The 24,612-nt window shown below is 73.2% G+C and carries 22 protein-coding genes; 11 read left to right on the top strand and 11 right to left on the bottom strand.

Translation table 11 applies throughout. The features are described from left to right. The first annotated feature begins 18 nt into the window (after positions 1–18). Both HTZ77_RS12105 and HTZ77_RS12100 read left to right on the top strand, forming a co-directional pair. On the top strand, positions 19–963 hold the full coding sequence (locus HTZ77_RS12105; protein WP_328808542.1) for a S66 peptidase family protein: 945 nt from the start codon (positions 19–21) through the stop codon (positions 961–963). Between the two features lie 43 nt (positions 964–1,006). Next, positions 1,007–1,978, top strand: a complete 972-nt coding sequence (locus HTZ77_RS12100; RefSeq protein WP_175589594.1) for a hypothetical protein — start codon at positions 1,007–1,009, stop codon at positions 1,976–1,978. A gap of 86 nt (positions 1,979–2,064) precedes the next feature. On the opposite strand, the gene HTZ77_RS12095 is transcribed toward HTZ77_RS12100, so the two are convergent. After that, a complete protein-coding gene (locus HTZ77_RS12095; RefSeq protein ID WP_175589593.1) occupies positions 2,065–3,855 on the bottom strand; it encodes a glycoside hydrolase family 15 protein in 1,791 nt (596 codons plus the stop codon). Between the two features lie 79 nt (positions 3,856–3,934). Continuing rightward, positions 3,935–4,537, bottom strand: coding sequence for a membrane protein YczE (gene yczE / locus HTZ77_RS12090; protein ID WP_175589592.1), 603 nt, complete (start codon positions 4,535–4,537; stop codon positions 3,935–3,937). Between the two features lie 63 nt (positions 4,538–4,600). Here yczE and yczR point away from each other — a divergent pair, with 63 nt between their 5' ends. After that, a complete protein-coding gene (gene yczR / locus HTZ77_RS12085) occupies positions 4,601–6,037 on the top strand; it encodes a MocR-like transcription factor YczR (RefSeq protein WP_175589591.1) in 1,437 nt (478 codons plus the stop codon). A gap of 94 nt (positions 6,038–6,131) precedes the next feature. On the opposite strand, the gene HTZ77_RS12080 is transcribed toward yczR, so the two are convergent. After that, positions 6,132–6,752: a trimeric intracellular cation channel family protein gene (locus HTZ77_RS12080; protein WP_328808541.1), complete on the bottom strand. Its 621-nt coding sequence runs from the start codon at positions 6,750–6,752 to the stop codon at positions 6,132–6,134. 69 nt (positions 6,753–6,821) lie between these two features. After that, the gene (locus tag HTZ77_RS12075; RefSeq protein ID WP_175589590.1) at positions 6,822–8,318 is read right to left on the bottom strand and encodes a peptide MFS transporter; all 1,497 of its coding nucleotides are present in this window, start codon (positions 8,316–8,318) and stop codon (positions 6,822–6,824) included. A gap of 154 nt (positions 8,319–8,472) precedes the next feature. Between HTZ77_RS12075 and HTZ77_RS12070 the strand changes: the two genes are divergently transcribed. From HTZ77_RS12070 to HTZ77_RS12060, 3 genes are all read left to right on the top strand, one after another. Beyond that, positions 8,473–10,308 carry an AMP-dependent synthetase/ligase gene (locus HTZ77_RS12070; RefSeq protein WP_175589589.1) on the top strand — a complete coding sequence of 612 codons (1,836 nt, stop codon included), beginning with the start codon at positions 8,473–8,475 and terminating at the stop codon, positions 10,306–10,308. A gap of 89 nt (positions 10,309–10,397) precedes the next feature. Next, a complete protein-coding gene (locus HTZ77_RS12065; protein ID WP_175589588.1) occupies positions 10,398–11,570 on the top strand; it encodes a hypothetical protein in 1,173 nt (390 codons plus the stop codon). 163 nt (positions 11,571–11,733) lie between these two features. Beyond that, on the top strand, positions 11,734–12,210 hold the full coding sequence (locus tag HTZ77_RS12060; protein ID WP_175589587.1) for a hypothetical protein: 477 nt from the start codon (positions 11,734–11,736) through the stop codon (positions 12,208–12,210). Between the two features lie 58 nt (positions 12,211–12,268). Here the strand turns inward: HTZ77_RS12060 and HTZ77_RS12055 are convergent, their stop codons facing one another. Next, positions 12,269–12,805, bottom strand: coding sequence for an NUDIX hydrolase family protein (locus HTZ77_RS12055; protein WP_175589586.1), 537 nt, complete (start codon positions 12,803–12,805; stop codon positions 12,269–12,271). After that, complete coding sequence (locus HTZ77_RS12050; protein WP_175589585.1) at positions 12,802–13,530, bottom strand: AAA family ATPase; 729 nt, start codon at positions 13,528–13,530, stop codon at positions 12,802–12,804. The genes HTZ77_RS12055 and HTZ77_RS12050 overlap by 4 nt, the downstream gene beginning before the upstream one ends. A 169-nt stretch (positions 13,531–13,699) precedes the next feature. Between HTZ77_RS12050 and HTZ77_RS12045 the strand changes: the two genes are divergently transcribed. Further along, on the top strand, positions 13,700–14,737 hold the full coding sequence (locus HTZ77_RS12045; protein ID WP_175589584.1) for a LacI family DNA-binding transcriptional regulator: 1,038 nt from the start codon (positions 13,700–13,702) through the stop codon (positions 14,735–14,737). Between the two features lie 36 nt (positions 14,738–14,773). Here the strand turns inward: HTZ77_RS12045 and arfA are convergent, their stop codons facing one another. Further along, positions 14,774–16,279, bottom strand: coding sequence for an arabinosylfuranosidase ArfA (gene arfA / locus HTZ77_RS12040; RefSeq protein WP_175589583.1), 1,506 nt, complete (start codon positions 16,277–16,279; stop codon positions 14,774–14,776). A gap of 272 nt (positions 16,280–16,551) precedes the next feature. Here arfA and HTZ77_RS12035 point away from each other — a divergent pair, with 272 nt between their 5' ends. Genes HTZ77_RS12035 through HTZ77_RS12025 form a run of 3 tightly spaced genes read left to right on the top strand, consistent with a single transcriptional unit; the run spans position 16,552 to position 19,627 of the window. Continuing rightward, positions 16,552–17,880, top strand: a complete 1,329-nt coding sequence (locus HTZ77_RS12035; protein WP_175589582.1) for an extracellular solute-binding protein — start codon at positions 16,552–16,554, stop codon at positions 17,878–17,880. Next, complete coding sequence (locus HTZ77_RS12030) at positions 17,877–18,797, top strand: carbohydrate ABC transporter permease (protein WP_205302504.1); 921 nt, start codon at positions 17,877–17,879, stop codon at positions 18,795–18,797. The genes HTZ77_RS12035 and HTZ77_RS12030 overlap by 4 nt, the downstream gene beginning before the upstream one ends. Further along, entirely contained in the window at positions 18,794–19,627 is an 834-nt protein-coding gene (locus tag HTZ77_RS12025) for a carbohydrate ABC transporter permease (RefSeq protein ID WP_175589581.1), read from the top strand. The genes HTZ77_RS12030 and HTZ77_RS12025 overlap by 4 nt, the downstream gene beginning before the upstream one ends. Positions 19,628–19,667: 40 nt before the next feature. Here HTZ77_RS12025 and HTZ77_RS12020 read toward each other — a convergent pair whose 3' ends face one another. From HTZ77_RS12020 to HTZ77_RS12005, 4 genes are all read right to left on the bottom strand, one after another. After that, positions 19,668–20,780, bottom strand: coding sequence for a glycerophosphodiester phosphodiesterase (locus tag HTZ77_RS12020; RefSeq protein WP_235994549.1), 1,113 nt, complete (start codon positions 20,778–20,780; stop codon positions 19,668–19,670). 49 nt (positions 20,781–20,829) lie between these two features. Continuing rightward, entirely contained in the window at positions 20,830–21,420 is a 591-nt protein-coding gene (locus HTZ77_RS12015) for a hypothetical protein (RefSeq protein WP_175589580.1), read from the bottom strand. 80 nt (positions 21,421–21,500) lie between these two features. Further along, the gene (locus HTZ77_RS12010) at positions 21,501–22,655 is read right to left on the bottom strand and encodes an RtcB family protein (RefSeq protein ID WP_175589579.1); all 1,155 of its coding nucleotides are present in this window, start codon (positions 22,653–22,655) and stop codon (positions 21,501–21,503) included. A gap of 73 nt (positions 22,656–22,728) precedes the next feature. Beyond that, positions 22,729–23,370, bottom strand: a complete 642-nt coding sequence (locus HTZ77_RS12005; RefSeq protein ID WP_175589578.1) for a GNAT family N-acetyltransferase — start codon at positions 23,368–23,370, stop codon at positions 22,729–22,731. 239 nt (positions 23,371–23,609) lie between these two features. Between HTZ77_RS12005 and moaA the strand changes: the two genes are divergently transcribed. Then, positions 23,610–24,599, top strand: coding sequence for a GTP 3',8-cyclase MoaA (gene moaA, locus HTZ77_RS12000; RefSeq protein WP_175589577.1), 990 nt, complete (start codon positions 23,610–23,612; stop codon positions 24,597–24,599). Positions 24,600–24,612: the final 13 nt, after the last annotated feature.

Here is a 24,612-nt window from a genome sequence, read left to right as displayed (position 1 = left end):
TGTGACACCGTTTGGCACGTGAACGAGCCAGGGACCGGGCCCGTCAGGCCCGAAGGACAGATCACCGCGTTGCGGCCGGGCGACACCGTCGCGGTCGTGGCGCCGTCGGGGCCGCCGGACGCCACGTTGCTCAAGCGCGGCATCCAGCGCCTGGAGGGGCTGGGGCTGAAGGTGGCGGCCGGCGGGCGGGTGCTCGACCGGCAGGAGCTGCCCTACCTGGCCGGCTCGGACGAGGGCCGCGCCGCCGACCTGCAGGCCGCCTGGTGCGACCCGGCCGTCTCCGCGGTGTTCTGCGCGCGGGGCGGGTACGGCGCGGCGCGGCTGCTCGGCCTGATCGACTGGGACGCGATGCGGGCCGCCGGGCCGAAGACGCTCGTCGGCTCCAGCGACATCACCGCGCTGCACCACGTCTTCGCCGCCGAACTGGGCGTGCCGACCCTGCACGGCCCGATGCCGGCCTGCGACACGATCGCCGGTGAGAGCGGGCCCGAGCCGGTGTCGTGGGAGAACTTCCAGGCGGCCCTGGCCGGACGGGCGCCCGCGGTCACCGGCGAGCTGGTGCTGTCGCCGGGCCGGGCCGAGGGCGTGCTGACCGGCGGCAACCTGTCGCTGCTCGCCGCGATGTGCGGCACCCGCCACCACCCGTCCTTCGACGGGCGGATCGTGCTGCTGGAGGACATCGGCGAGGAGCCGTACCGGATCGACCGGATGCTCACCCAGCTCCTGCAGGCTGGGGCGTTCGACGGTGTGCGGGGCCTCGTGCTCGGCTCGTGGGTGGACTGCGGTGACCCCTATCCGGTGCTGCGCGACCGGCTGCTGCCGCTGGGCGTGCCGATCCTGGCGGGACTGCCGGTTGGGCACGGATCACCACAGCTGAGTGTGTGGCTTGGAGCCCCGGCCGTTATCGATACCGAATCGTGCTCGCTGGCTGGACCGATCCGCAGCGGCGACCAGGCAAGGTAGGAGGGACAGACCAGGACAAATCGGACATGATGGGACGCCGCGCGTGAAGTTCTTCCGACGTGGCCGGAAACCCTCGCGCAGGGCGGTCGAGGACGTCGACCTCGACTCCCTGCTCGCACTTGTGGCTGATTCCCTCGGCTTCACCTGCGCCTTCGCCGCCGACGGCACCTCGCTCACCCTCCGCCTGCCGGCTCCCCGCCGGCCGCGCGACGGCGAGATCCTCGTCCGGCTCACCGGGCTGCGCCGCGAGGCGGGCCGCCGGCCGCGCGAGGACTGGCCGACCCTCGTCTCCCAGCACCTGGCGCGAGCCGTCGGCGCCGCGGGCGGCGCCAGAGGCATCGCGGACCCCGGCGCCAGGGGCATGGCGGACGCCGCGGGCGGCGCCGGAGACATCGCGGACCCCGCGGGCGGGGTGGACGCCTGTGACTACGACCGGGCCGGGCCGCTGCTGGGCACCCGCGTCGAGGCGGTCGACGACGTGCCCGACCTGACCCGCGTGGTCGGCCGCCACCTCAACGGCGACCTGGTGGAGCTGCTCACCGTCGGCGCCCGCCCGGTGCTGCCCGAGGAGGCCGGCTGCTGGCCCGTGCCGCCCGGCGAGGCCCTGGACCGGGCCGTCGGCAACGTGCGGCGCGGCGAGAGGCTGTCGGTCGAGGCCATCGAGCTGTCCGGCACGGCCGTCACCCGGCTGACCGGCCGCACCCCCTCGGCGGCGACGCACCTGCGCTGGCTCGGCGCCTACCTGCCCGTGCCCGCCCACGGCGTCCTCGCCGTGCTGCCCGACCCGTACACGCTGCTCGTGCATCCCGTGAACGGGATCGGCGTGGTGCGGGCCATCGAGCGGCTGCGCGTCCACGCCGCCCGCACGGGCGGGCTCAGCCCGCAGGTCTACTGGTGGCACCAGGGGCGGCTGACGCTCATCCGGGCCGACATCGAGCTGCGCGACGGGCAGACGCGGCTGGTCGTCGCGCCCCCGCCCGACTTCGCCCGCGTCCTCGCCCGCCTCGCCGCCTGACCGGCCCGCCCCGGCCCCCCGCCCCGCCCCGCCCACGGTGAGCGCGGCGCGCCCGAGCGCGGGATGGCGAGCGCCCCGCCCGCGGGTCAGGTGTCGCGGGCCAGCTTGGGCGTCTCGTCGTGCTCGGACAGCGCGCGGGCCGCGTGGATCAGCGGCACGTGGCTGAACGCCTGCGGGAAGTTGCCGACCAGCCGGGAGTAGCGGGGGTCGTACTCCTCCGACAGCAGGCCCAGGTCGTTGCGCAGCGCCAGCAGCCGCTCGAACAGCTCCTTCGCCTCGTCCTTGCGCCCCTGCATGGCCATGACCTCGACCAGCCAGAAGCTGCACGCCAGGAACGCGCCCTCGCCCCCGGGCAGCCCGTCGACGTCGTTGTCCTCGGCCACCGGGTAGCGCAGCACGAAGCCGTCGGACATCAGCTCCTTCTCGATGGCCGCCACGGTGCCCACCATGCGCGGGTCGTCGGCGGGCAGGAACCCGACCATGGGCATGAGCAGCAGCGACGCGTCCAGCTCGGTGGAGCCGTAGGACTGGGTGAAGGTGTTGCGCTGGGCGTCGAAGGCGTTCTCGCACACCTCGGCGTGGATGCGGTCGCGCGTGCTCCGCCACTTGTCGGCGGGGCCGACCCGGCCGTACCGCTCGACGTACTTGACCGCCCGGTCGAGCGCCACCCAGCACATGACCTTGGAGTGGGTGAAGTGCCGGCGCGGGCCGCGCACCTCCCACAGGCCCTCGTCCGGCTCGTCCCAGTGCTCCTCGACGTAGTCCAGGAGCTGGCGCTGGATGGACCAGGCGCGCTCGTCGGCCGTCAGGCCGGAGGCGCCGGCCAGGTAGAGGGCGTTCATCACCTCGCCGTAGACGTCGAGCTGGAGCTGGTTGACGGCGTCGTTGCCGATGCGGACCGGCCGGGAGCCCTCGTAGCCGTCGAGCCAGTCGAGCTGCATCTCGGGCAGCCGACGCTCGCCCGCCACGCCGTACATGATCTGGAGGTCCTGGGAGCGGCCGGCGATCGCGCGCAGCAGCCACGACCGCCACTCGGCGGCCTCGCCGAGGTAGCCGTTGTTCAGCAGCGCCTCGAGCGTCATCGTGGCGTCGCGCAGCCAGCAGTAGCGGTAGTCCCAGTTGCGGACCCCGCCGAGGTCCTCCGGCAGGGAGGTCGTGGGGGCGGCGACGATGCCGCCGGTGGGGGCGTAGGTCAGGGCCTTGAGGGTGATGAGGGAGCGCACCACCGCGTCGCGCCAGGGACCTCCGTGGGTGCAGGTGGCCACCCACTCCTTCCACAGCGACTCGGTCTCGTCGAGCTGGTGCTCGGCATGGATCTGGGTGGGCATCGGCTCGTGCGAGGGGTGCCAGGTGAACACGAACGGCAGCCGCTGGCCGGCCTTGACGTGGAAGGTGGCGCGGTGGGCGTAGTCGCCGCCCTTGAGGGGGACGGGCGAGTGCAGCCAGGCGGAGTCGGGCCCGCCGACGGCCTGGAGGTGCCCGTCGGTGCGCCGCACCCAGGGGACGATGCGGCCGTAGTCGAAGCGCACGCGCAACTGGGTGGCCACCTCGACCGTGCCGGAGACGCCCTCCACGATGCGCACCACGTCGGGGTTGACGTCGCGGGGCGGCATGAAGTCGATCACTCGGACCGTGCCCGTGGGGGTGTCCCACTCGCTCTCCAGGATGAGCGTGTCGGGACGGTAGCGGCGGCGGGTGGCGGGCTGCCGGCCGGGCGGGCCGATCCACCAGTGGCCGTTGCGGTCTCCGCCGAGCAGCGCCGCGAAGCACGCCGGGGAGTCGAACCTGGGCAGGCAGAGCCAGTCGATCGAACCGTCCCTGCCCACCAGGGCAGCCGACTGCATGTCTCCGATCAGGGCGTAGTCCTCGATCCGCATGCCTTGACGCTACTCGCCGTGAGGGCGATCGCGCTGCCGGGTCCGAGCACGTCGCGTCATGACGGACCCGGCGGCGCGATCACGTCAGGGGGAAGCGGCGGGCGAAGAGCTGGGTCAGCGGCCCGATCGCCAGCGCGAACACCAGCGTGCCGACGCCCACCGTGCCGCCGAGCAGCCAGCCCGCCGCCAGCACGGTCACCTCGATGAGGAAGCGGCCCAGCCGCAGCGACAGGCCGAGCCGGACCAGCCCGGTCATCAGGCCGTCGCGCGGTCCGGGGCCCATGCCGGCGCCGATGTAGAGCACGGTGGCCATCGCGATCGACACGAGGGCCAGAGCCAGGTAGAGCCAGCTCAGCGCCCAGTGGCCGGGAACGGGCAGCAGGAACAGCGCGGCGTCGGCGAACAGGCCGACGCAGATCACGTTGCTGATCGTGCCCAGGCCGGGCCGCTGCCGCATCGGGATCCACAGCAGCATGACCAGCGCGCCCACCCCGATGATCACGGTGCCGATCGACAGGCCCAGGTGGCCGGCCACACCCTGGTGGAAGGTGTCCCACGGGCCGTTGCCCAGCCCCGAGCGGACCTGCAGGCCGATGCCGAGGCCGTACAGGGCCAGGCCGCCGTAGAGCCGGGTGAGGCGGGAGGGCAGGGAGCCCAGATGGGGAATGGACGCTTCGCTCATAGTGGTCCCAGAGTGGCAGGCCACCTGCTTGCCAAAACAGGTCCAATCATGAAAAGTGGCCTGATGAGGTTTCTGGGGGCGGCGCAGGTGGCCCGGCTCACCGACGTGCCGGCGGAGGCCCGGCCGTACTACCGGGCGCTCGCCGACGCCGTGCGCGCGCTCATCCTCGACGGGCGCATCCCCGTCCGCGTGCGCATGCCCGCCGAGCGGCACCTGGCGGAGACCCTCGGCGTCAGCCGCACCACCGTGACCGCCGCCTACGACCTGCTGCGCGAGCGAGGGTACCTGGAGAGCCGGCAGGGCTCCGGGAGCTGGACGGCGCTGCCCGACCCCGCCTCCACCGCCGACAACCCGTGGCTGTCCACCGGCCAGGACGGCCTCATCCAGCTCCATACCGCCGCCCCGCCCGCGCCCTCCGCGCTGCGCGAGGTGATGGCCGAGGCGGTGGAGGACCTGCCGCGGTACGGCATGGGCAACGGCTACGACCCCATGGGCCTGCCGGTGCTGCGTGAGCGGATCGCCGCCCGCTACACCGCGCGCGGCCTGGCCACCCGGCCCGAGCAGATCCTCGTCACCACCGGCTCGCAGCACGCCCTGCACCTGGCCATGAGCCTGCTGGCCGGGCCGGGCGACGCCGTCCTGGTCGAGTCGCCCACCTACACGCACGCCATCGACGTGGCCCGGCACCGCGGCGCCCGGCTCGTGCCGGTCGGCATCTCGCACGAGGGCTGGCAGGCCGATCTCGTCGCCTGCGCCCTGCGCCAGTCGGCGGCCCGCGTCGCCTACCTCATGCCCGACTTCCAGAACCCGACCGGCGCCCTCATGGACGACGCCACCCGCGCCGCCGTCGCCGGCGCGGCCCGCCGCACCGACACCATGATCGTCATCGACGAGACGTGGGCGGAGCTCGACCTGGACGGGGACGACGACGGCGGTCACGCGCCCATGGCCGCCTTCGACACCGACAACCGCATGGTCACCATCGGCTCGGCCTCCAAGCTGTGGTGGGGCGGGCTGCGCATCGGCTGGCTGCGCGCCGGCACCGCGCTGATCCGCCGGCTGGCCGTGCGGCGGGCGGCCGTCGACATCGCCAGCCCGGTGCTGGAGCAGCTCACGGTGGCCCGGCTGTTCGACCGGATGGAGGAGACCAGGGCCGAGCGGCTGCGCGGCCTGCGCGCCTCCCGCGCGACGCTGGTGGCCGCGCTGCGCGAGCGGCTGCCGGCCTGGCGGTTCGAGGTGCCGCGCGGCGGCGGGTCGCTGTGGGTGCGGCACGACTCCGCCTCGGCCGTCTCCCTGTGCGAGGCCGCCGCCACGCGCGGCGTGCGGCTGGCGGCGGGGACGTGGTTCGGCCTGGAGGGGACGCTGGAGGGGTACCTGCGCGTGCCGTACACGCTGCCGCCGGCGGTGCTGGAGGAGGCCGTGGAACGCATCGCCGCCGCCCGCGAGCGCGGCCCGGCCGCGGGCGGCCTGCCCGCCGACGCGCTGGTCCCGATGATCTGACCCGGGCCCGCGCCCGGCCGCGCCCGGCCTCGCCCGGCCCTCCCGGCTTCGCGGCCCGGCGGCCCTCATTCCGGCTCCGGGGCCCGGCGGCGGCTCACTCGGAGGGCGGGACGCCCCGGGCCAGCGGGGCGCGCAGCTTGTAGCGCATCGCGGCCACGCGCAGCCCGAAGGCCACCACCGCCGAGGCCAGCGTGGCCGGCCAGCCGTGCAGCCCCAGCGTGGACAGCTCCGCCATCATGGCCGAGCCGAGCAGTGCGGGCACCGCGTAGAGCTGCCGGTCGTACAGCAGCGTCGGGATCTCGCCGGCCAGCACGTCGCGCAGCATGCCGCCGCCCACGCCCGTGGTGACGCCGAGCAGGGTGGCGTGCAGCGGGCTCAGCCCGTACTCCAGGGCCTTGAGCGTGCCGACCGCGCAGAACAGCCCGAGACCGGCCGCGTCGAACACGAGGACGGCCGGCATCACCCGCGCCACGTGCGGGTGCCAGAAGAACACGATCGCCGTGGCCGCCAGCGGCACCAGCACGTACCCCACGCTCTGGAAGGCGGCCGGCCGGACGTTGAGGATGAGGTCGCGCACCACGCCGCCGCCCAGCGCCGTCATCTCGGCGAGCACCGCCATCCCGACCACGTCGAGCCGTTTGCGCACGCCCATGAGCGCGCCGGACAGCGCGAAGACGAAGATTCCCACGAGGTCGAGCAGTTCGGGCACGGTCACATGTCTATCGGATCAAGGGACCCGGCGGAGCCGCCGGGGTCGGCCTCCGCCCCGGCCCCGCCGGCGTCCTCAGCGGGTGGGCGGCGTCGCGGGCTCGTGGTGCTCGGACATCAGGTGGCGCAGCTTCCTGGTGAACATCAGCAGCGCGATCCCGGCCACGATCGCCATCAGCGCCAGCAGCGTGTAGTACGCCGGGTCGGACATCACGTTGCTCAGCCGCCCGGTCTGCCCGCCGATCGCGTCGCCCACCGAGATCGAGATGAACCACAGCCCGAGCATCTGTCCCTTGAACGCCTGCGGGGCCAGCTTGGAGGTGACCGACAGGCCGACCGGGCTCAGCGACAGCTCGCCGAACACCTGGATGAGGTAGACCAGCACCAGCCACCACACCGACACCCGGCCGCCCTGGGCCAGGGTGGCGGCCAGCGCCATCACCAGGAAGCTCAGGCCCACCATGACCAGGGCGAAGGCGAACTTCTGCGGCGTGCTCACCCGCCTGCCCAGCTTCACCCACAGCGTCGCGAACACCGGCACGAAGATCATGATGAAGAGCGGGTTGAAGGACTGGGTGGTCGCCGCGTTGATGTGGACGCCGAACAGCGTCAGGTCCGTGTGGTTCTGGGCGAAGAACAGCAGCTTGCTCGGCGCCAGGTCGTACAGCATCCAGAAGATCGCGGCGGCGACGAACAGCCAGACGTAGGCCTTCATCCGCGACCGCTCGTCCTCGGTCAGGTCGTGGCTGCCCGTCAGGATGTAGCCGAAGTACACGACCGGCACCGCGAGGATGACGAGGGTCACGACCACCGTGAACCGGTCGATCGTGAACGTCCCCGTCGCCACCCAGATCGCCATGACCACCACGACGCCGAGCGCGGCCAGCCCCACGTGCCGCAGCGCCCGGCGGCGGTGCTCCGGGGTCAGCGGCATGTTCGGCTCGTCGCCGACGCCGCGCAGGTGCTTGCGGCCGAGGACGTACTGCGCGAGGCCGAGCGCCATGCCGACGGCCGCGGCGCTGAAGCCCAGGTGCCAGCGGTCGCCGTCGGCCAGCCAGCCCACCACGATGGGCGCGAAGAACGCGCCCAAGTTGATGCCCAGGTAGAACAGCGAGAACCCGGCGTCGCGGCGGCCGTCGTCCTCCTCCGGGTAGAGCTTGCCCACCATGACCGAGATGTTCGGCTTGAGCAGGCCCGTCCCGGCGATGATCAGCGCCAGCCCCAGCCAGACGAAGAACGACGACGTGACCGGGACGGCCATGCTGATGTGGCCGCACATGATGACGAACCCGCCCCAGAACACCGAGCGGCGCGGCCCGAGCAGGCGGTCGGCGATCCAGCCTCCCGGCAGCGCCACCAGGTAGATGAGCGCGCCGTACACGCCGACGACGGCCGTGGCCGTCTGCTCGCTCAGGCCGAGGCCGTGCTGGGCGGGGGAGGCGGCCATGAACGTGGCCAGGATGGCCCGCAGGCCGTACCAGCTGAACCGCTCCCACATCTCGGTGCCGAACAGCGTCGCCAGCCCCCACGGGTGGCCGAAGAACGTGCGTTCGTGCGTCTCGTGCGTGGTCATGCGCGCCCCCGGGCATCTTCCGCATCCGTTGCATCACTCTACGTGACAGGATTCCCGCCTTCCGGAGAGGTCTTGCCGCTACCCGGGAGGTGTGGTGCGATGCATGCCCCTGGATAAGTGAACGGGACAAGTGAACATGTGAGGAGCGCGTGCCATGGCCGGTGTCCTCGGCGTGCGGGCGGAGATCGACGAGCTGATCGCCGGCCGGACCATCTGCGAGCAGCTCAGGGTGACGGCCGAGCGGCACCCCGGCGCGCCCGCCTACTCCGACCCGGCCGAGGGCGGCTGGGTCACGCTCACCTACGCCGAGGCGCGGCGGCGGGTGCTGGAGATCGCCGCCGGGTTCGCCGCGATCGGCCTGCGGCCCGGCGAGACGGTCGCGCTCATGATGGTCAACCGCAGCGAGCACGTGCTGGCCGACCTCGGGGCCGTCCACGCGGGCGGGATCGGGTGCACGATCTACTCCACGTTCGCGGCCGAGCAGATCGCGTTCGTCGCCGCCGACGTCGGCGCCGTCTGCGCCGTGCTGGGCGGCCCCGCCGAGCTCGCGCGCTGGCGGCCCGTCCTGGACCGGCTGCCCGCGCTGCGCACGATCGTCCTGCTGGAGGGCGCGCCGGCCGGCGACGACCGGTTCATGTCCTGGGACGACCTGCTCGCGCTCGGCCGCGACGCGCTGGCCGCCGACCCGGACGCCGCCGAGGCCCGCTGGCGCGCCGTGACCGCCGAGGACGTGGTGACGGTCCTCTACACCTCGGGCACCACCGGCAACCCCAAGGGCGTGCCGCTCACCCACCGCAACGTGCTGTACGAGGTGGCGGCCACCGACCGCATGGCCACGCTGCCCGAGGGCGGCACCCAGATCTCGTACCTGACCTACGCCCACATCGCCGAGCGGGTGCTCAGTCTCTACCTGCCGCTGGTCAAGGCCTCGCACGTGCACTTCTGCACCGACCTGGCCGAGCTGGGCGCCACGCTCGGGCAGGTGCGGCCGATGATGTTCTTCGGCGTGCCGCGCGTGTGGGAGAAGATGATGGCGCGCCTGCTGGCCGTGCTCTCCGCCCAGCCGGAGGAGCGCCAGGAGGCCGTGCGGCGGGCGATGGCGGCGGGCGTGGCGTACGTGGAGGGGGGCCAGTACGGCCACGCGGTCACCCCCGAGGTCCGGGCGGCGTACGAGCGCGCCGACGCGGAGCTGCTGGCGGGCGTGCGCGCGCTCATCGGCTTCGACCGCGCGCAGTGGACCGCCACGGGCGCCGCGCCGCTGCCCGGCGAGGTGCAGCGCTTCTACGCCGGGCTCGGCCTCAAGGTCATCGACGTGTACGGCATGACGGAGACGACCGGCGCGTTCACCGGCAACGGCCCCGGCTGCTACCGCCTGGGCACCGTCGGCCGGGCCGAGCCCGGCGTCGAGGTGCGCATCGCCGAGGACGGCGAGATCCTCACCCGCAGCCCCCTCAACACCCGCGGCTACCTCAACCGGCCCGACGACACCGCCGCGCTCGTCGACGGCGACGGCTGGCTGCACACCGGCGACATCGGCACGGTCGACGACGACGGCTTCTACCGGGTGGTGGACCGCAAGAAGGAGCTCATCATCACCTCCGGCGGCGAGAACATCTCACCCGCCGCGATCGAGAACCTCCTCAAGGAGCACCCCCTGGTCGGCCAGGCCCTCGCCTACGGCGACAACCGGCCCCACCCGGTCGCCGTCCTCACCCTCGACCCGGACGTGGCGCCCGGCTGGGCCCGCGCCCGCGGCATCGAGGGCGCCCTCGCCGAGCTGGCCGCCCACCCCGACGTGCTCAAGGAGGTCGGGGCGGCCGTCGCCGCCGCCAACGAACGGCTCGCCCGGGTCCAGCAGGTCAAGCGGTGGGCCCTGCTCGGCAACGAGTGGACCGCCGAGAGCGAGGAGCTCACGCCCAGCCTCAAGCTGAAGCGGCGGGTCATCCACGCCAAGTACGCCGCCGTCATCGAGGAGCTGTACGCGGGCTGAGCGGGCTCCGCGCCGGCGACGGAGTCTTTGCCTTCCGGGGCGTGTGTCGTGGTCCCTGCCATGACCGGCCGGTTCCTACGGTCTGGATCATGACCAGAAGACTCGTTCTCGTCTCGCTCGCGGCGGGGGCCCTCACGGTGCCCGCGCCGGCGTCCTCCGCCGCCACGAGCCTCCCGCCCGCCTCCACCGCCGCATCCCACACCGCGTCCCACGCCGCATCCCACGGGGCCTCCGCCGTGAACCCGGCCGGCTCCGGCCTCGCCGCCGCCGCGCGGGCCGCCGCCCCGACCATCCGCGAGATCGTCGTGCGCCCGGCCTCTCCCGTCGTCGGCCCCGGCGACTCCGTCCGCATGGTGATCGACGTGGTGGCCAAGGACGTCAAGTACAGGAACGGGGTGACCGTCAAGGTCGAGCCCGGCAAGCCGCCGCAGGACGCGACCGACCCCTCCACCGGCGCCGCCCCCGCGCCCGCCCCGGCCGCGCCGGCCCCGCGCCCGGCCGTCCCCGCTCCGGGGACGCCGGCCCAGATGCCGCCCGCCGTGGCCGCCGACGACCAGGGCGCGCCCGTGGTGCCGGTCGGCCGCGCCGTCCGTCCGCAGGGCCGTCCGCTGATCCCCGCGCGCGACCACCAGCCCGCCCTGGCGGCGTCGTCCCGCGACCACTCCGCGGTGGTGCCCGGCGCGGCCCGCCTGGCCGCGCCGCAGCGCGACCACAAGCGCCGCGCGGACCCCCGCGACTCGGGGAAGGGCCGCGGCAAGCGCGACCAGTCGGTGTCCTGGCAGCCGACGCCGAGCTGGATGAGCTTCAACGGCGACTGGCAGACCTGGCGCTTCCTGCCCGACAAGGGGCTGACCCGGAACTACCCGGCGGGCACCTGGACGGTCACCGCCACCGCCACCGGCGCCGACGGGGCCACGACGACGAAGTACAGCACGTTCCAGCTCCGCCGCGAGACCAAGCTGGACGGCGTGCGCGTCACCCCCACCACCGACGGCTCGGCCGTGCGCTTCGCCGGCTCGCTGAACCGCCTCGGCCCCAAGGGCGTCGCCGACTACGCCCCGTTCGCCGAGCAGCCGGTGGACATCCTCTGGCGTCCCGACGGCGGCAGCACGTGGGAGGAGGTGGCCGAGGTCACCACCGGGGAGGGCGGCGCCTTCGCCACGGACGTGGCGGGCCGTACCGGCGGCTCGTGGCGCGTGCGCTACGAGGGGACCCCGCGCTACGCCCCGATCCTCTCGAAAATCCACCAACTCGCCGACTAAATCCGATAAATAGCCCAAAACAGACATATATCGGGCTATGAAATGAAGAGTCGTTGCATAACCGTGATCAGCGGATCGCAACTTTTCTTTACCCGATCGCGTCATTCGCGATGACGCGCGCCCGTCCGGACGCGCGTTCCACACGGGGAAGGAAGTTCATCCGATGATGCGACGACTCGCCGCCGGCCTGGCGGCGGCCGCTCTGGGCGTCACCATGGTGGGGGCGGCCGCCGCCCCCGCGCTGGCGGACCCGGCCGTCGACGGCGGCCACACCGTGCTCCGGTTCGACGCGGGCCCCGAGCCCGTCTGGCAGGGCAGGACGCTCTCGCTGGACGGCCGGCTCGCGGTGGAGTGCGAGGACGACTACATCAGCGGCTTCGTCTCCGTCCACCACGCCGACTACTGCAAGGAGTCGGAGTCGTGGCACCGGCTCGGCTGGAAGCGGATCGTGATCCTCTTCCAGTCGGACCGCGGCGGGGACTGGGAGCACGTCGAGACGGTCACGACAGACCGTGACGGCTCCTTCCACACCAGGGTCCCGGCCTACACCTCGGGCACGTGGCGGGCGGTCTTCGAGGGCTCCCGCCACCTCGACCCGGCGGAGGCCACGGACTGGGTCAAGGTCGTCGGCCGCCGCTGACGCGCCACATCGCACCGCCCGGCTCTCTCCTGGGGGCCGGGCGGTCGCCGTCCGGAGGTCAGGTCAGCCGGCCCACGGTCGCCAGCGCCTGCTTGAGCAGCACCCCGTGGCCGCCGGTCATCTCCTGCTGCACCACCGGCGAGGCCGCCTCCTCCGGCGTGAACCACACCAGGTCCAGCGCGTCCTGGCGCGGCCGGCAGTCGCCGCGCACCGGCACGATGTAGGCCAGCGAGACCGCGTGCTGGCGCGGGTCGTGGTACGGCGTGACGCCCGGGGTGGGGAAGTACTCCGCCACCGTGAACGGCGTGAGCGAGGGCGGCAGGCTCGGCAGGGCGACCGGCCCGAGGTCCTTCTCCAGGTGGCGCAGCAGCGCGTCGCGGACCCGCTCGTGGTAGAGGACCCGCCCGGAGACCAGCGCCCGGCTCACGGTGCCGTCCGGGGCGATGCGCAGCAGCAGGCCCACCCGGGTCACGGTGCCCGTGTCGTCCACCCGCACCGGCACGGCGTCGACGTACAGGATCGGCATCCGGCCGCGCAGCGACTCCAGCTCCTCGGGAGCGAGCCAGCCGGGCGTGGTTTCGGTCATTTCGGTCATCTGTTGATCGTACTGGGCTTCGCGCGCCCGGCGGGGGAGGCGGGCGTGGCGTCGAAGACGATGCCGCCCGGGCCGTCCATGCCGTCCATGCCTCCCATGCCTCCCATGGCGCCCGGGCCGCCCATGCCGCCCAGCAGGTCCGCGGCGCGCCGGTCGATCACCGTCGCGCCCGCCGCGGGCGCGGCGGCGCCCGCCCGGGCCCGCGCCAGCAGCGCCTCCCAGCGGCGGCGGTGGTAGGAGAACGTACGCGCCCCCACCACCCGGTCGCGGGCCCGCTGGCCGGCCAGGGCGGCCTCGGGGGAGGCGTCGAGCAGCAGCAGGTGGAAGGCCACGCCGCGACGGCGCGCCAGCCGGGCGAACAGGCGCAGCACCACGGGCCCGCAGCCGCGGTTGTGCGCGATCACCGGACCGGCGGCCAGCCCGCGCCGGATCCGCCACAGATGGGTGGCGAAGACCAGCGCGGTGCGCGCCGGCTTGGGCACCCACCCGAAGGACCCGGCCCAGCGCAGCCTCGACTGCATCGAGTCGATCACCGTCACCCCGCCCGCGACCACGGGCGCCGTCTCGGAGCCGTCCAGCCCGTACAGGCGGCGCAGCAACGTGCTCTTGCCCGCGCCGGGCAGACCTGTGAGGATCACCAGCGACCCGGCCGGGTAGCGCAGCGTCCCGGTCCGCACCGGGTCCGCTGAGAGGGGCGAAGCTGTTCGGCTGGTGTGTCCGGTCATCCGGGGAACCTCCGCGTCCGATCCGTCGCGCGGGGGAGCTCCCGCCTGACTGGCGAACGAAGACCCGGGCGGCGTGGTTCCGGGACGCCGGGATCGTCCTCCGGGATCGCCTTCCGGGACGCGCGGCGGGACCGTTCCTGTTAGCGTTATCGGGAAAGGGGTGAGGCGGATGGCGACGGCATCGGACGGGGGCGGGCGGCCGCGCAGCAGACCCGCGGTGCTCGGCGACGTCGCGGCGCTCGCCGGCGTCTCGGCGATGACCGTCTCGCGCGTGCTCAACACGCCCGACCGGGTGCGCGCCGAGACCCGGGCGCGCGTGCTGGCGGCCGTGCGCGAGCTCGACTACTGGCCCAACTCCGCGGCCCGGCAGCTCGTCACCGGCCGCTCGGGCGTGCTCGGCGTGGTCAGCATCGACACCACCCTGTACGGCCCCGCCTCCACGCTCTACTGCATCGAGCAGACCGCCCGGCTCAGCGGCTACACCGTGAGCATCGCCAGCCTGAGCGCGCTCAACCGGCGCTCCATCGAGGAGGGCGTCCACCGGCTGCGCTCGCAGTCGGTCGACGGCGTCATCATCGTCGCCCCGCACGAGTCGGCCGCCGACGGCCTGCGCCACCTGCCGCCCGACCTGCCGGTGGTCGCGGTCGACGCGGGCGAGGACATCCCGGTGCCGGTCGCCATGGTCGACCAGCGGGCCGGCGCCGTCCGCGCCACCCGCCACCTGCTGAGCCTCGGCCACGAGACCGTCTGGCACCTGGGCGGCCCGGCCGACTGGATCGACGCCAGCGGCCGCATCGAGGGCTGGAAGAGCGTCCTGGAGGCCGAGGGCCGGCCGGTGCCCGAGCCGCTGCGCGGCGACTGGAGCCCCCGCTCGGGCCACCAGCTCGGCCGGCGGCTGGCCGCCGACCCGTCGGTGACGGCCGTGTTCGTCGGCAACGACCAGATGGCGCTCGGGGTGCTGCGCGCCATGCGCGAGGCCGGGCGGCGGGTGCCCGAGGACGTGAGCGTGGTGGGCTTCGACGACGTGCCCGAGTCGGCGTACTTCTGGCCGCCCCTGACCACCGTGCGGCAGGACTTCCGCGAGGTCGGCCGGCACGCCTTCCACCTGCTCCTCGACCGCATGGCGGGCGAGGAGGGGGAGACGCGCCGGCTGGTCGAGCCCGACCTGGTGGTGCGGGAGAGCACCGGCTCCCCGAAGCGCGCCTGAGCGGCCGCCCCGGCGGGCGGCCGCAGGTGGCGGGGATCAGCCCAGGTGGATCACGTTCCACGAGACCGGCGGCAGCAGCACCCGCAGCGGGTCGTGCTCCACGTCCGGGTTGGCGCGGGGCGCCACCCGGTCCGGGTCATCGGCGGTGTTGCGGGCGTAGACGTCCACGTCCGTGAGCGTCGTCGCGCCCGTGACGCGGACGCCGCCCAGCGCCCGCGCGTCGATCTCCAGCGACAGCGGGCCGTCGGTGGACCGGTTGACCGCGAACACCGTGACGCCGCCGTCCTCGGCGCGGGTGGCCACCGCGTGCAGCATCGGCACCTCGCCGTACTCGGCCGTCTCGTACGACGGCGACACCGGCTCGACCCGCAGCACCTCGCCCGAGGCGTAGCGCGACGCCTGCGCGAACGGGTGGAACGTGGTCTGCCGCCAGGCCCGCCCGCCCGGCTCGGTCATGATCGGCGCGATCACGTTGACGAGCTGGGCCAGCGACGCGGCCGTCACCCGGTCGCTGTTGCGCAGCAGCGTGATGAGCAGCCCGCCGAAGGCGACCGCGTCGGCCAGGTGGTAGCGGTCCTCCAGCAGCGGCGGCGCGACGGGCCAGTCGCGCGGCGGCTCGGCGGCCTGGTGGCGCGACAGGTACCAGATGTTCCACTCGTCGAAGGAGATGTCGATCCGCTTGCGCGACTTCAGCTTGGCGCCGACGTGGTCGGCCGTCGCGACCACGGACCGGATGAAGTACTCCATGTCGGTCGAGCAGGCCAGGAAGCTGCCGAGATCGCCGTCCTTCTCCTCGTAGTAGGCGTGGCAGGAGACGAAGTCGACGACGTCGTAGGTGTGCTCCAGCACCTCCGCCTCCCACGCGCCGAAGGTCGGCATCGAGGAGCCGGAGCTGCCGCAGGCGACCAGCTCCAGGTTCGGGTCGACCATGCGCATGGCGCGGGCGGTCTCGTTGGCCAGCCGGCCGTACTCGCGGGCGGTCTTGTGCCCCGTCTGCCAGAAGCCGTCCATCTCGTTGCCCAGGCACCACATGCGGATGTCGTGCGGCTCCTTGGCGCCGTTGGCGACCCGCTGGTCGGACAGGGCCGTGCCGGACGGGTGGTTGCAGTACTCCAGGAGGTCCACGGCCTCGGCGATGCCCCGGGTGCCCAGGTTGACCGCCATCATCGGCTCCACGCCGGCCTTGCGGCACCAGGCGACGAACTCGTCGACGCCGATCTCGTTGGTCTCGGTGCTGTGCCAGGCGAGGTCGAGCCGGCGCGGCCGCCTGTCGCGCGGGCCGACGCCGTCCTCCCACCGGTAGCCGGAGACGAAGTTGCCGCCGGGGTAGCGGACCGTGCTCACGCCCAGCTCGCGGGTCAGGTCGAGGACGTCGCGGCGGAAGCCGTCCTCGTCGGCCGACGGGTGCCCGGGCTCGTGGATGCCGGTGTAGACGCAGCGGCCGAGGTGCTCGACGAACGTGCCGAACGTGCGGCGCCGCACGGGGGCCACGCGGAACGCCGGATCGATGGTGAGGTGGGCCTCGCGGGCAGTGGTGCTCACGTGGTCTCGCGCTCCTGTGGTGCAGACGTGACAAGAATGCCCTGATTGTTAGCGTTATCACGTTGAACGTCAAGGTCTGTGCGGTATCGAACCCGGGGTCTTGACATGCGCATTGTGACCGCTAACACTCAAGGCACCCTGAACCCGGGCGGCGCCTCCCGCGACCCGCCCGCCGTCACGGACCCCCACCCGTCGATCCCGCGCGCCCTTCGCGCGGGCGAGATGTTCACGTCAACATCCACGACATCCCTGTCCAGAGGAAGAGGCCCATCGTGGACGGACCCCCCATCACCCGCCGCAGCCTCCTGGGCGGCGGCCTCGCGCTCCTCGGCGCGGGCGCCGCCGGCTGCTCGATCCCCGTGGGAGCCGGCTCGGCCCGGACCCGCGTGCGCTACTGGCACTTCCTCGGCGCCAGCGACGGCATCATCATGAACGGCATGGTCCGCGCGTTCGGCGCGGGCAACCCGGACATCGCCGTGGAGGAGAACGTGCTCGCCTGGGGCGAGCCGTACTACACGAAGATCGCCATGGCCGGGGCCGGCGGCCGCTCACCCGACCTGGCCACCTTCCACCTGGCCCGCCTGTCCGGCATCGGCGCGGGCCGCATCCTCGACCCGATCGACACCGCCCTGCTCGCCGAGAACGGCCTCAAGGCCGCCGACTTCAGCCCGCCCATCTGGGAACGGGCGCACGTCGGCGGCGAGCTGTACGCCGTGCCGTTCGACGCCCACCCGATGGTGCAGTACTACAACACCGACATCTGCGAGCGGGCGGGGCTGCTCGGCCCCGACGGCCGCCTGCTGCCGACCAACGGCCCGGAGGAGCTGCTCGCCGCGCTGCGCAGGGCCAAGGCCGCGCTCGGCGGCAAGCCGCCGCTCGTCTTCGACGCCCTCGGCCTCGGCACGGTCGGCCCCTGGCGGCTCTGGTGGTCGCTCTACCCGCAGAGCGGCGGCACGCTGCTGTCGGAGGACGGCTCCCGCGTCACCCTCGACGACGCCAGGGCGCTCGACGCGCTGCGCCTCATGCGCACCCTCGGCGAGGAGGGGCTGTGCGACCCGCGCACCGACTACGGCGCCTCCGTGGCCGCCTTCACCAACGGCCAGGCGGCCTTCCTGTGGAACGGCGACTGGGAGACCACCGGCCTCAAGCAGCGCGGCACCCCGTTCAGCATGGCCCGCTTCCCCAGCGTCTTCGGCAAGGGCTCGGCCCAGGCCGACTGCCACGCCTTCGTCCTGCCGCACCAGCGCGAGCGCGACCCCGAGGTCGAGCGCGCCACCTACCGCTTCATCGCCCACCTCGTGAAGAACAGCGCCGACTGGGCCGTCGCCGGGCACGTCCCCGCCTACCTGCCCACGCTGGAGCAGCCCGACTACCTCGCGCTGCGCCCCCAGTCGGAGTACCGCTCGGTCATCACCGAGGTCGCCCTGGACCCGAGGGCGTGGTTCGCCGGCTCCGCCTCGCGGCTGTGGCTGGAGTTCGGCCAGGCGTTCTCCCCGGTCATCAGCGGCGCCAGCACCCCCGAACAGGGGCTCGCCCAGGCCAGGCAGGCGCTGAGCCGGCTGATGGCCGCGCCCAACCCCTTCCCGCCAGAGGAGCGATGATGACCACCGTCGCCGTCCCCGCCTCCGCCGCCGCGCCCGCCGAGGAGGCCCGGCCGCGGCGCGGCTGGACCCAGCACGGGCTGCTGTTCGTCGCCCCCTTCTTCGCGATCTACCTCGCCTTCCTGGTCTGGCCGCTGCTCCAGGGCCTGCGGATGAGCCTGTCGAGCGTCAACATCGCCGGCACCAACGACCGCTTCGTCGGCCTGGCCAACTACGCCGAGGCGTTCGGCGACCCCCGCATGTGGCGCTCCTTGGGGAACACCGTCGTGTTCACCGTGCTCAGCACGATCCCGCTCGTGCTGCTCGGCCTCGGCCTCGCCCTGCTGGTCCACAACCTGCGCTTCGTGCAGTGGCTGTGGCGGCTGTCGTTCTTCGGCCCGTTCCTGCTGCCGTCGGCCGTCGTGTCGCTGCTGTGGCTGCAGATGATCTACCCGCCGGAGTACGGCCTGATCAACGGCGCCCTCGGCACCGACGTGCTGTGGCTGGGCGACCCGTCCACGGCGATGTGGTCGATGGTGCTGACCACCGTGTGGTGGACGGTCGGCTTCAACTTCCTGCTCTACCTCGCCGCGCTCCAGTCGATCCCGCACCACCTGTACGAGGCCGCCGAGCTCGACGGGGCCTCGGCCTGGCACCGGCTGCGCTCCATCACGCTGCCGCTGCTCGGCCGTACGACCGCGCTGGTCGTCGTGCTCCAGCTCCTCGCCTCGCTGAAGGTCTTCGACCAGATCTACCTGATGACCGGCGGCGGCCCCGGGGACTCCACCCGGCCGATCATCGAGTACGCCTACGACGCCGGGTTCACCGGCTACCGCATCGGCTACGCCTCGGCCGTCTCCTACATCCTGTTCGCTCTCATCGTCGTCGTCTCCCTGGCGCAGCTGCGGCTGTTCCGCAAGAGCGAGGAGCCGTCATGACCAAGAGGTTCGGCTGGGGCCGGCTCGTGCTGCTGGCCGTCGCCCTCGTGCTCGCCGCCGCCTGGCTCGCGCCCATCGCCTGGGCCGTGGCCACCTCGCTCAAACCCGAGACCGAGACGACGAAGCTGCCGCTGGAATGGATCGGCAGCCGCGTCACCCTCGACGCCTACAGCCTCGTCCTCGGCACCGGCGGCATCGTGAAGTGGGCGGTCAACTCGCTGGTGACCGCGGCGGTCGTGACCGCCATGACCGTCCTGTTCTCCGCCATGGCGGCCTACGGCTTCGCCCGCACAAGCTTCCGCGGCCGGCGCGCGCTGCTGACCGTGATCCTGGCCGGGATCATGGTGCCGCCCCAGGTGCTCATCGCGCCGCTGTTCGCCGAGATGGTCTCGCTGGGGCTGGTGGACACCTGGTGGGCGATCATCCTGCCGCAGGTGGCCGCCCCGCTGATCGTCTACATCCTCTACAAGTTCTTCCAGGACGTGCCGCCGGAGCTGGAGCAGGCGGCCTTCGTGGACGGCGCGGGACGCTGGCGGGTGTTCTTCACCATCGTGCTGCCGCTGTCGCGGCCGGTGCTCGCCGCCGTGTCGATCTTCACGTTCATCACGACGTGGAACAACTTCCTGTGGCCGTTCCTGGTCTCCACCGACCCGAACACGATGACCCTGCCCGTCGGGCTGGCCAACGTCGTGCAGGGCACGTTCGGCCTGCGCTACGCCCAGATCATGGCTTCCGTCGTGCTCGCCGGGCTGCCGCTGCTCGTGGTGTTCGTGCTGTTCCAGCGGCAGATCATCCGCGGCGTCGCGCACACCGGCCTGGCCGGGCAGTGACGTCCCCGAGGGGGTCCCGCCGGGCGGGACCCCCTCGCGATCAGGCTCCCGCGCGGGCGGCGCGGCGGGCGACGACCGCCCGCCCCATGCCCGGGTCGTCGCAGAACGCCCCGTCGACGCCGAGGTCCAGCAGCCGGTCCAGCCAGCCCATCACGTCGCCCGTGGCGCGCGGATACACCGGGCTCGCCGGGTTGCCCAGCCGGTAGTCGGCGGGGAGCTGGGAGTTCTCGTTGCGCACGGTCCAGACGTGCACCTCCAGGCGCCTGCGGTGCGCGTCGGTCACCAGCGTCGTGGGCTCCAGCAGCCTGCCGTCCGGGCCGGCCGGCACCACGCGCCGGGTGTCCACGCCGATGCCGTCCGCGTACGACGCCACCTCGCGCAGTCCCTCAGGCTTGACCATGTCGTCGTAGGTGCGCGGATCGCCCGCGGCCACCCAGTCGTAGGGCGCGCCGCCCCACGTGACGAGCTGGATGAGCGGCAGCCGGGTCTTCGACCGCAGGTCGCGCAGGTTGGCCGTCTCGAACGACTGGATGAACACCTTGCGCACCTTGTGCGCGTTCAGCACCTCCAGCAGCGGCTCCTCCAGCGACAGGCCGACCGAGTCGAAGTAGGTCGGGTGCTTGGTCTCCGGGTAGACGCCGACGCCGTGCCGCTCGGCGAGCCGCACGACCTCCTCGAACGTCGGGATCTCCGCCAGCCCGTCGAAGGCCGCGTTGTCCGGCCGCAGGTCCGGCACGCGCTCCTTGGCCCGCAGCGTCTTCAGCTCGGCCAGCGTGAAGTCCTCGGTGAACCAGCCGGTCACCGGCCGGCCGTCGATCGTCTTGGTCGTGCGCCGCCCGGCGAACTCCGGCCGGGAGGCCACGTCGGTGGTGCCGGAGATCTCGTTCTCGTGCCGGGCCACCAGCACGTGGTCCTTGGTGGAGACCAGGTCGGGCTCGATGTAGTCGGCGCCCAGGGCGATGGCCGCCTCGTACGACAGGAGGGTGTGCTCGGGCCGGTGGGCGCTGGCGCCGCGGTGGCCGATCACGACGGGGGAGTGGCCTCGGCCGGCGGCCGAGGCGGGGTCGGGTTGCGTAAGCACGACGGCGACCGTACCGCCGAGGCCGCCCACGAGGACGGCCAGCGCGCCCGCGACCCATCTGCGCGTCATCATGCGGCGAACGCTAGACCGGACGGGTGGCCCGGGGGTTACGCCCGGATGGTCATGGGGTGGCGGTGGGTGACGGGCTCCCTGTGACGTCCGGAGCGGAGCCGGACGGCGCGGGAGAGCCGGCGGGGCTGGGGGCTCCGCTGGGGTTGGGCGGCGCCCCGCTCGGGCTGAGCGAGGCGAACACGCCCGTGCGCGCCACGACCGGCACGACGAGCAGCATGTCGTTCGGCCCGGCGGTGAAGCTGAACGTCATCGGCACCGCGCCCGTGTTGGCCACGCCGGTGACGGTGCCGATCGGCCGGTCGGTGCCCACGATGCCGCGGGGCGGCACCTCGACGGTGCCGGAGAGCTGGACCTGGCCGCCCTTGCCGAGCGTGACCTTCTCCAGCCGCACCGGCTCGGCCCGCTCGTTGATGAGGACGGCGTACAGCGGCAGCCCGGCGGCCGGCGTCTCCGGGCGGCCCGTGAGCGACGCGCCGAGCAGGAACGCGTTGCGCACGAACACCCCCTTGGCGGCGGCGTTGGCCCCCTGGTTCTTCGGGGTGAAGATGCGGGTGACGTCCTCGGAGCTGTAGGTCAGGCCGGTGCACCCCGCGGTCGCGAGCACCAGCGCGACGGCGGAGACGGCGACGGGACGGCGCATGGCGGGTCCTTTCTCGACTCCTGCCCGACGCCCATCCGTTACCCGCTTTGACCAGGCCGAACACCTTTCGTCGCCGCGGGTCAGCCCTTGTAGTTGAACACCTGGCCGAGCGTGTGCCGCACCTCCACCAGATCGCGCTGGTCGGCCATGACCTGGTCGATCGGCTTGTACGCCTCGGGGTGCTCGTCCACCAGGGCGTCCGCCCGGTCCGCGTTCCAGGTGCGGCCGCGCATCGCCTCGGCCAGCGAGCCGGCGCTGAGCTGCTTCCTGGCCTTGTTGCGCGACATGCGGCGTCCCGCGCCGTGCGAGCACGAGTCGTACGAGTCAGGGTTGCCGAGCCCGCGCACGATGTACGACCGCGTGCCCATCGATCCCGGGATCACGCCCTCGTCGCCGGTGGCGGCCTTGATGGCGCCCTTGCGGGTGATCCACAGCTCCTTGCCGCCGTGGCTCTCGAGCTGGGTGAAGTTGTGGTGGCAGTTGATCTTGCGTACCCGCGACCCCTTCCCGACGATCTGGAACAGGGCGTCCACCAGCACGTGGTCCATCCGGGCGCGCGAGGCCATGGCGTAGCGCTGCGCCCACAGCATGTCCTCGACGTACGCCTCGAACTCCGGCGTGCCCTGGGTGAAGTAGGCCAGGTCGGGATCCTCCAGGCTCAGCTCCTGGCGCTCCATCAGGCCCCTGGCGCCGGTGATGTGCTTGGTCGCGAGCTGGTTGCCGATGCCGCGCGAGCCCGAGTGGAGCACCGTCCACACCCGCTCGCGCTCGTCCAGGCACACCTCGACGAAGTGGTTGCCCGAGCCGAGCGTGCCGAACTGGACGGCGACCGTCCGCTCCTGCTTGGCCGTCAGCTCGGTGCGCGGCCGCCCGAGGCCGCCCAGCGCGTGGTCCAGGGCCGGGTCGTCGTGGCCCTTGCCGACGCCGGCGGGGATGTGCCGCTCGACCAGCGGCATGAGGGCGTCGAGGGTGTCGGGCAGGTCGGCGGCGGTCAGGGTCGTCTCGGTGGCGACCATGCCGCAGCCGATGTCCACGCCCACCGCCGCCGGGATGATCGCGCCCTCGGTCGGGATGACCGAGCCGACCGTGGCGCCGATGCCGACGTGCGCGTCGGGCATCAGGGCGACGTGGCCGGCGACGAACGGAAGGCGCGCGGTGCGGGCGGCCTGCGCGATCGCGGCGTCGTCGATCTCGCTGGCCCACGACAGCACGTCGGGCACGGGCTGGTTCGGCATGACAGACATCTCCTTGGCTCGTCCGTGCCCCAGTGTGCCGCGATCATGACCGCGAGCCCCACCGGTTTTTCCGCTACGCGTCCCGCGCGGCGCCGAACAGCGGCAGGCATGGCTCCAGCCCGTCGATGCGGTGACCGGACGGCGTGCTCCAGTGCTCGCGGTCCAGCCGCAGCCGCTGCTGCACCGCAGGCTTGCCCCGCCGGCTGTGGCGCGCCAGGCCGTCGTCCCGGTAGCCGAGCCGGCGGGAGACGCCCAGCGACCGGTGGTTGTCGAGGAACGCCTCCGAGACGGCGCTCTCGGCGCCGAGCCCGTCGAAGGCCAGGTGCAGCACGGCCCGGCGCATCTCGGTGCCGATGCCCTGGCCCTGATGGCGCAGCCCGAGCCACGAGCCCGTCCGCACCTCGCGGGTGACCGCGAAGTCCACGGCCTCCAGCTCCTGCACGCCGACGACCCGCCCCTCGGACACCGTGACCAGGGGGCAGCTCCAGGACTCCGGCGTCCAGGCGCCCCAGCGCCCGAAGACGTAGCGCAGGGTGCCGCGGGCCCGCTCCTCCGGGGAGGCGTCCGTCCAGGGCTGGAAGAACGGCATCTCCGCCGGGTCGTGGACGCCTTCGGCGGCGCGCTCGGCCAGCTCGTCCAGGTCGGCGAGCGAGGGTACCCGCAGCTCCAGCCGGGGCGTGGTGATGGACAGGGAGAACAGAGGCCAGTGTCGCATGCCGGGATCATGGCAGGACGTCACCGGTGTCCGGCAAGGGTTTTACCGGGGGCCGGCCGTACCGCCCTGACCAGGAGAGGGGGGATCCTGGAGGAAAGGAGGGAATCGGTCCCGTCGCGTGGCTGTTGTGGTGGGATGCGGCACGATACGACCATGCGGTGCGGGAAGGCGGCGGGGCCGGCCGTAGGCTGGCCGTCCGGCGACCCGGACAGCCGGAGATCTGACAGGAGGTGACGCCCGTGTTGCGGGACTCGTTCGGACGGGTGGCGACGGATCTGCGGGTGTCCCTCACCGACAAGTGCAACCTGCGCTGCACGTACTGCATGCCGCCCGAGGGGCTCGACTGGCTGCCCAACGCCCAGCTCCTCACCGCCGACGAGATCGTCCGGTTGGTCGCGATCGGCGTCGAGCGGCTCGGCGTCACCGAGGTCCGCTACACCGGGGGCGAGCCGCTGCTGCGCCGCGAGCTGGTGGACATCGTCGCCCGCACCGCAGCGCTGCGCCCGCGCCCGCAGGTGTCGCTGACGACCAACGGCATCGGCCTGGCCAGGCTGGCCGGGCCGCTGGCCGAGGCGGGGCTCGACCGGGTCAACGTCTCGCTCGACACGCTCGACCGCGAGGTGTTCAAGCGGCTGGCGCACCGCGACCGGTTCACCGACGTGATCGAGGGCCTGGCCGCCGCCCACGAGGCCGGCCTGCGCCCCGTCAAGATCAACACCGTGCTCATGCGCGACGTCAACGACCACGAGGCCGTGCCGCTGCTGCGCTTCTGCCTCGACCGCGGCTACGAGCTGCGCATCATCGAGCAGATGCCGCTCGACGCCCAGCACGGCTGGAGCCGCGAGAACATGGTGACCGCCGACGAGATCCTCGAGCGGCTGTCGGGCTCGTTCGACCTGAGCCCCGACGACCTGGAGGAGCGCGGCAGCGCCCCGGCCGAGCGGTTCCTGGTGGACGGCGGGCCGGCCCGGGTGGGCGTGATCGGCTCGGTGACCCGGCCGTTCTGCGGCGCCTGCGACCGCGTCCGGCTCACCGCCGACGGCCAGGTGCGCAACTGCCTGTTCGCCACCGAGGAGTCCGACCTCAAGACGCCGATGCGGGCCGGCGCCACGGACGAGGAGCTGGCCGCGCGCTGGACCGCAGCCGTGGCCCGCAAGCGCGCGGGGCACGGCATCGACGACCCGTCGTTCCTGCAGCCGTCCCGCCCGATGTCGGCGATCGGCGGCTGAGGTCCGCGGGGCT

Source organism: Nonomuraea montanisoli, from assembly GCF_013363975.1.
Classification (GTDB): domain Bacteria; phylum Actinomycetota; class Actinomycetes; order Streptosporangiales; family Streptosporangiaceae; genus Nonomuraea; species Nonomuraea montanisoli.
This window is presented reverse-complemented; position numbering and strand designations above follow the sequence as displayed.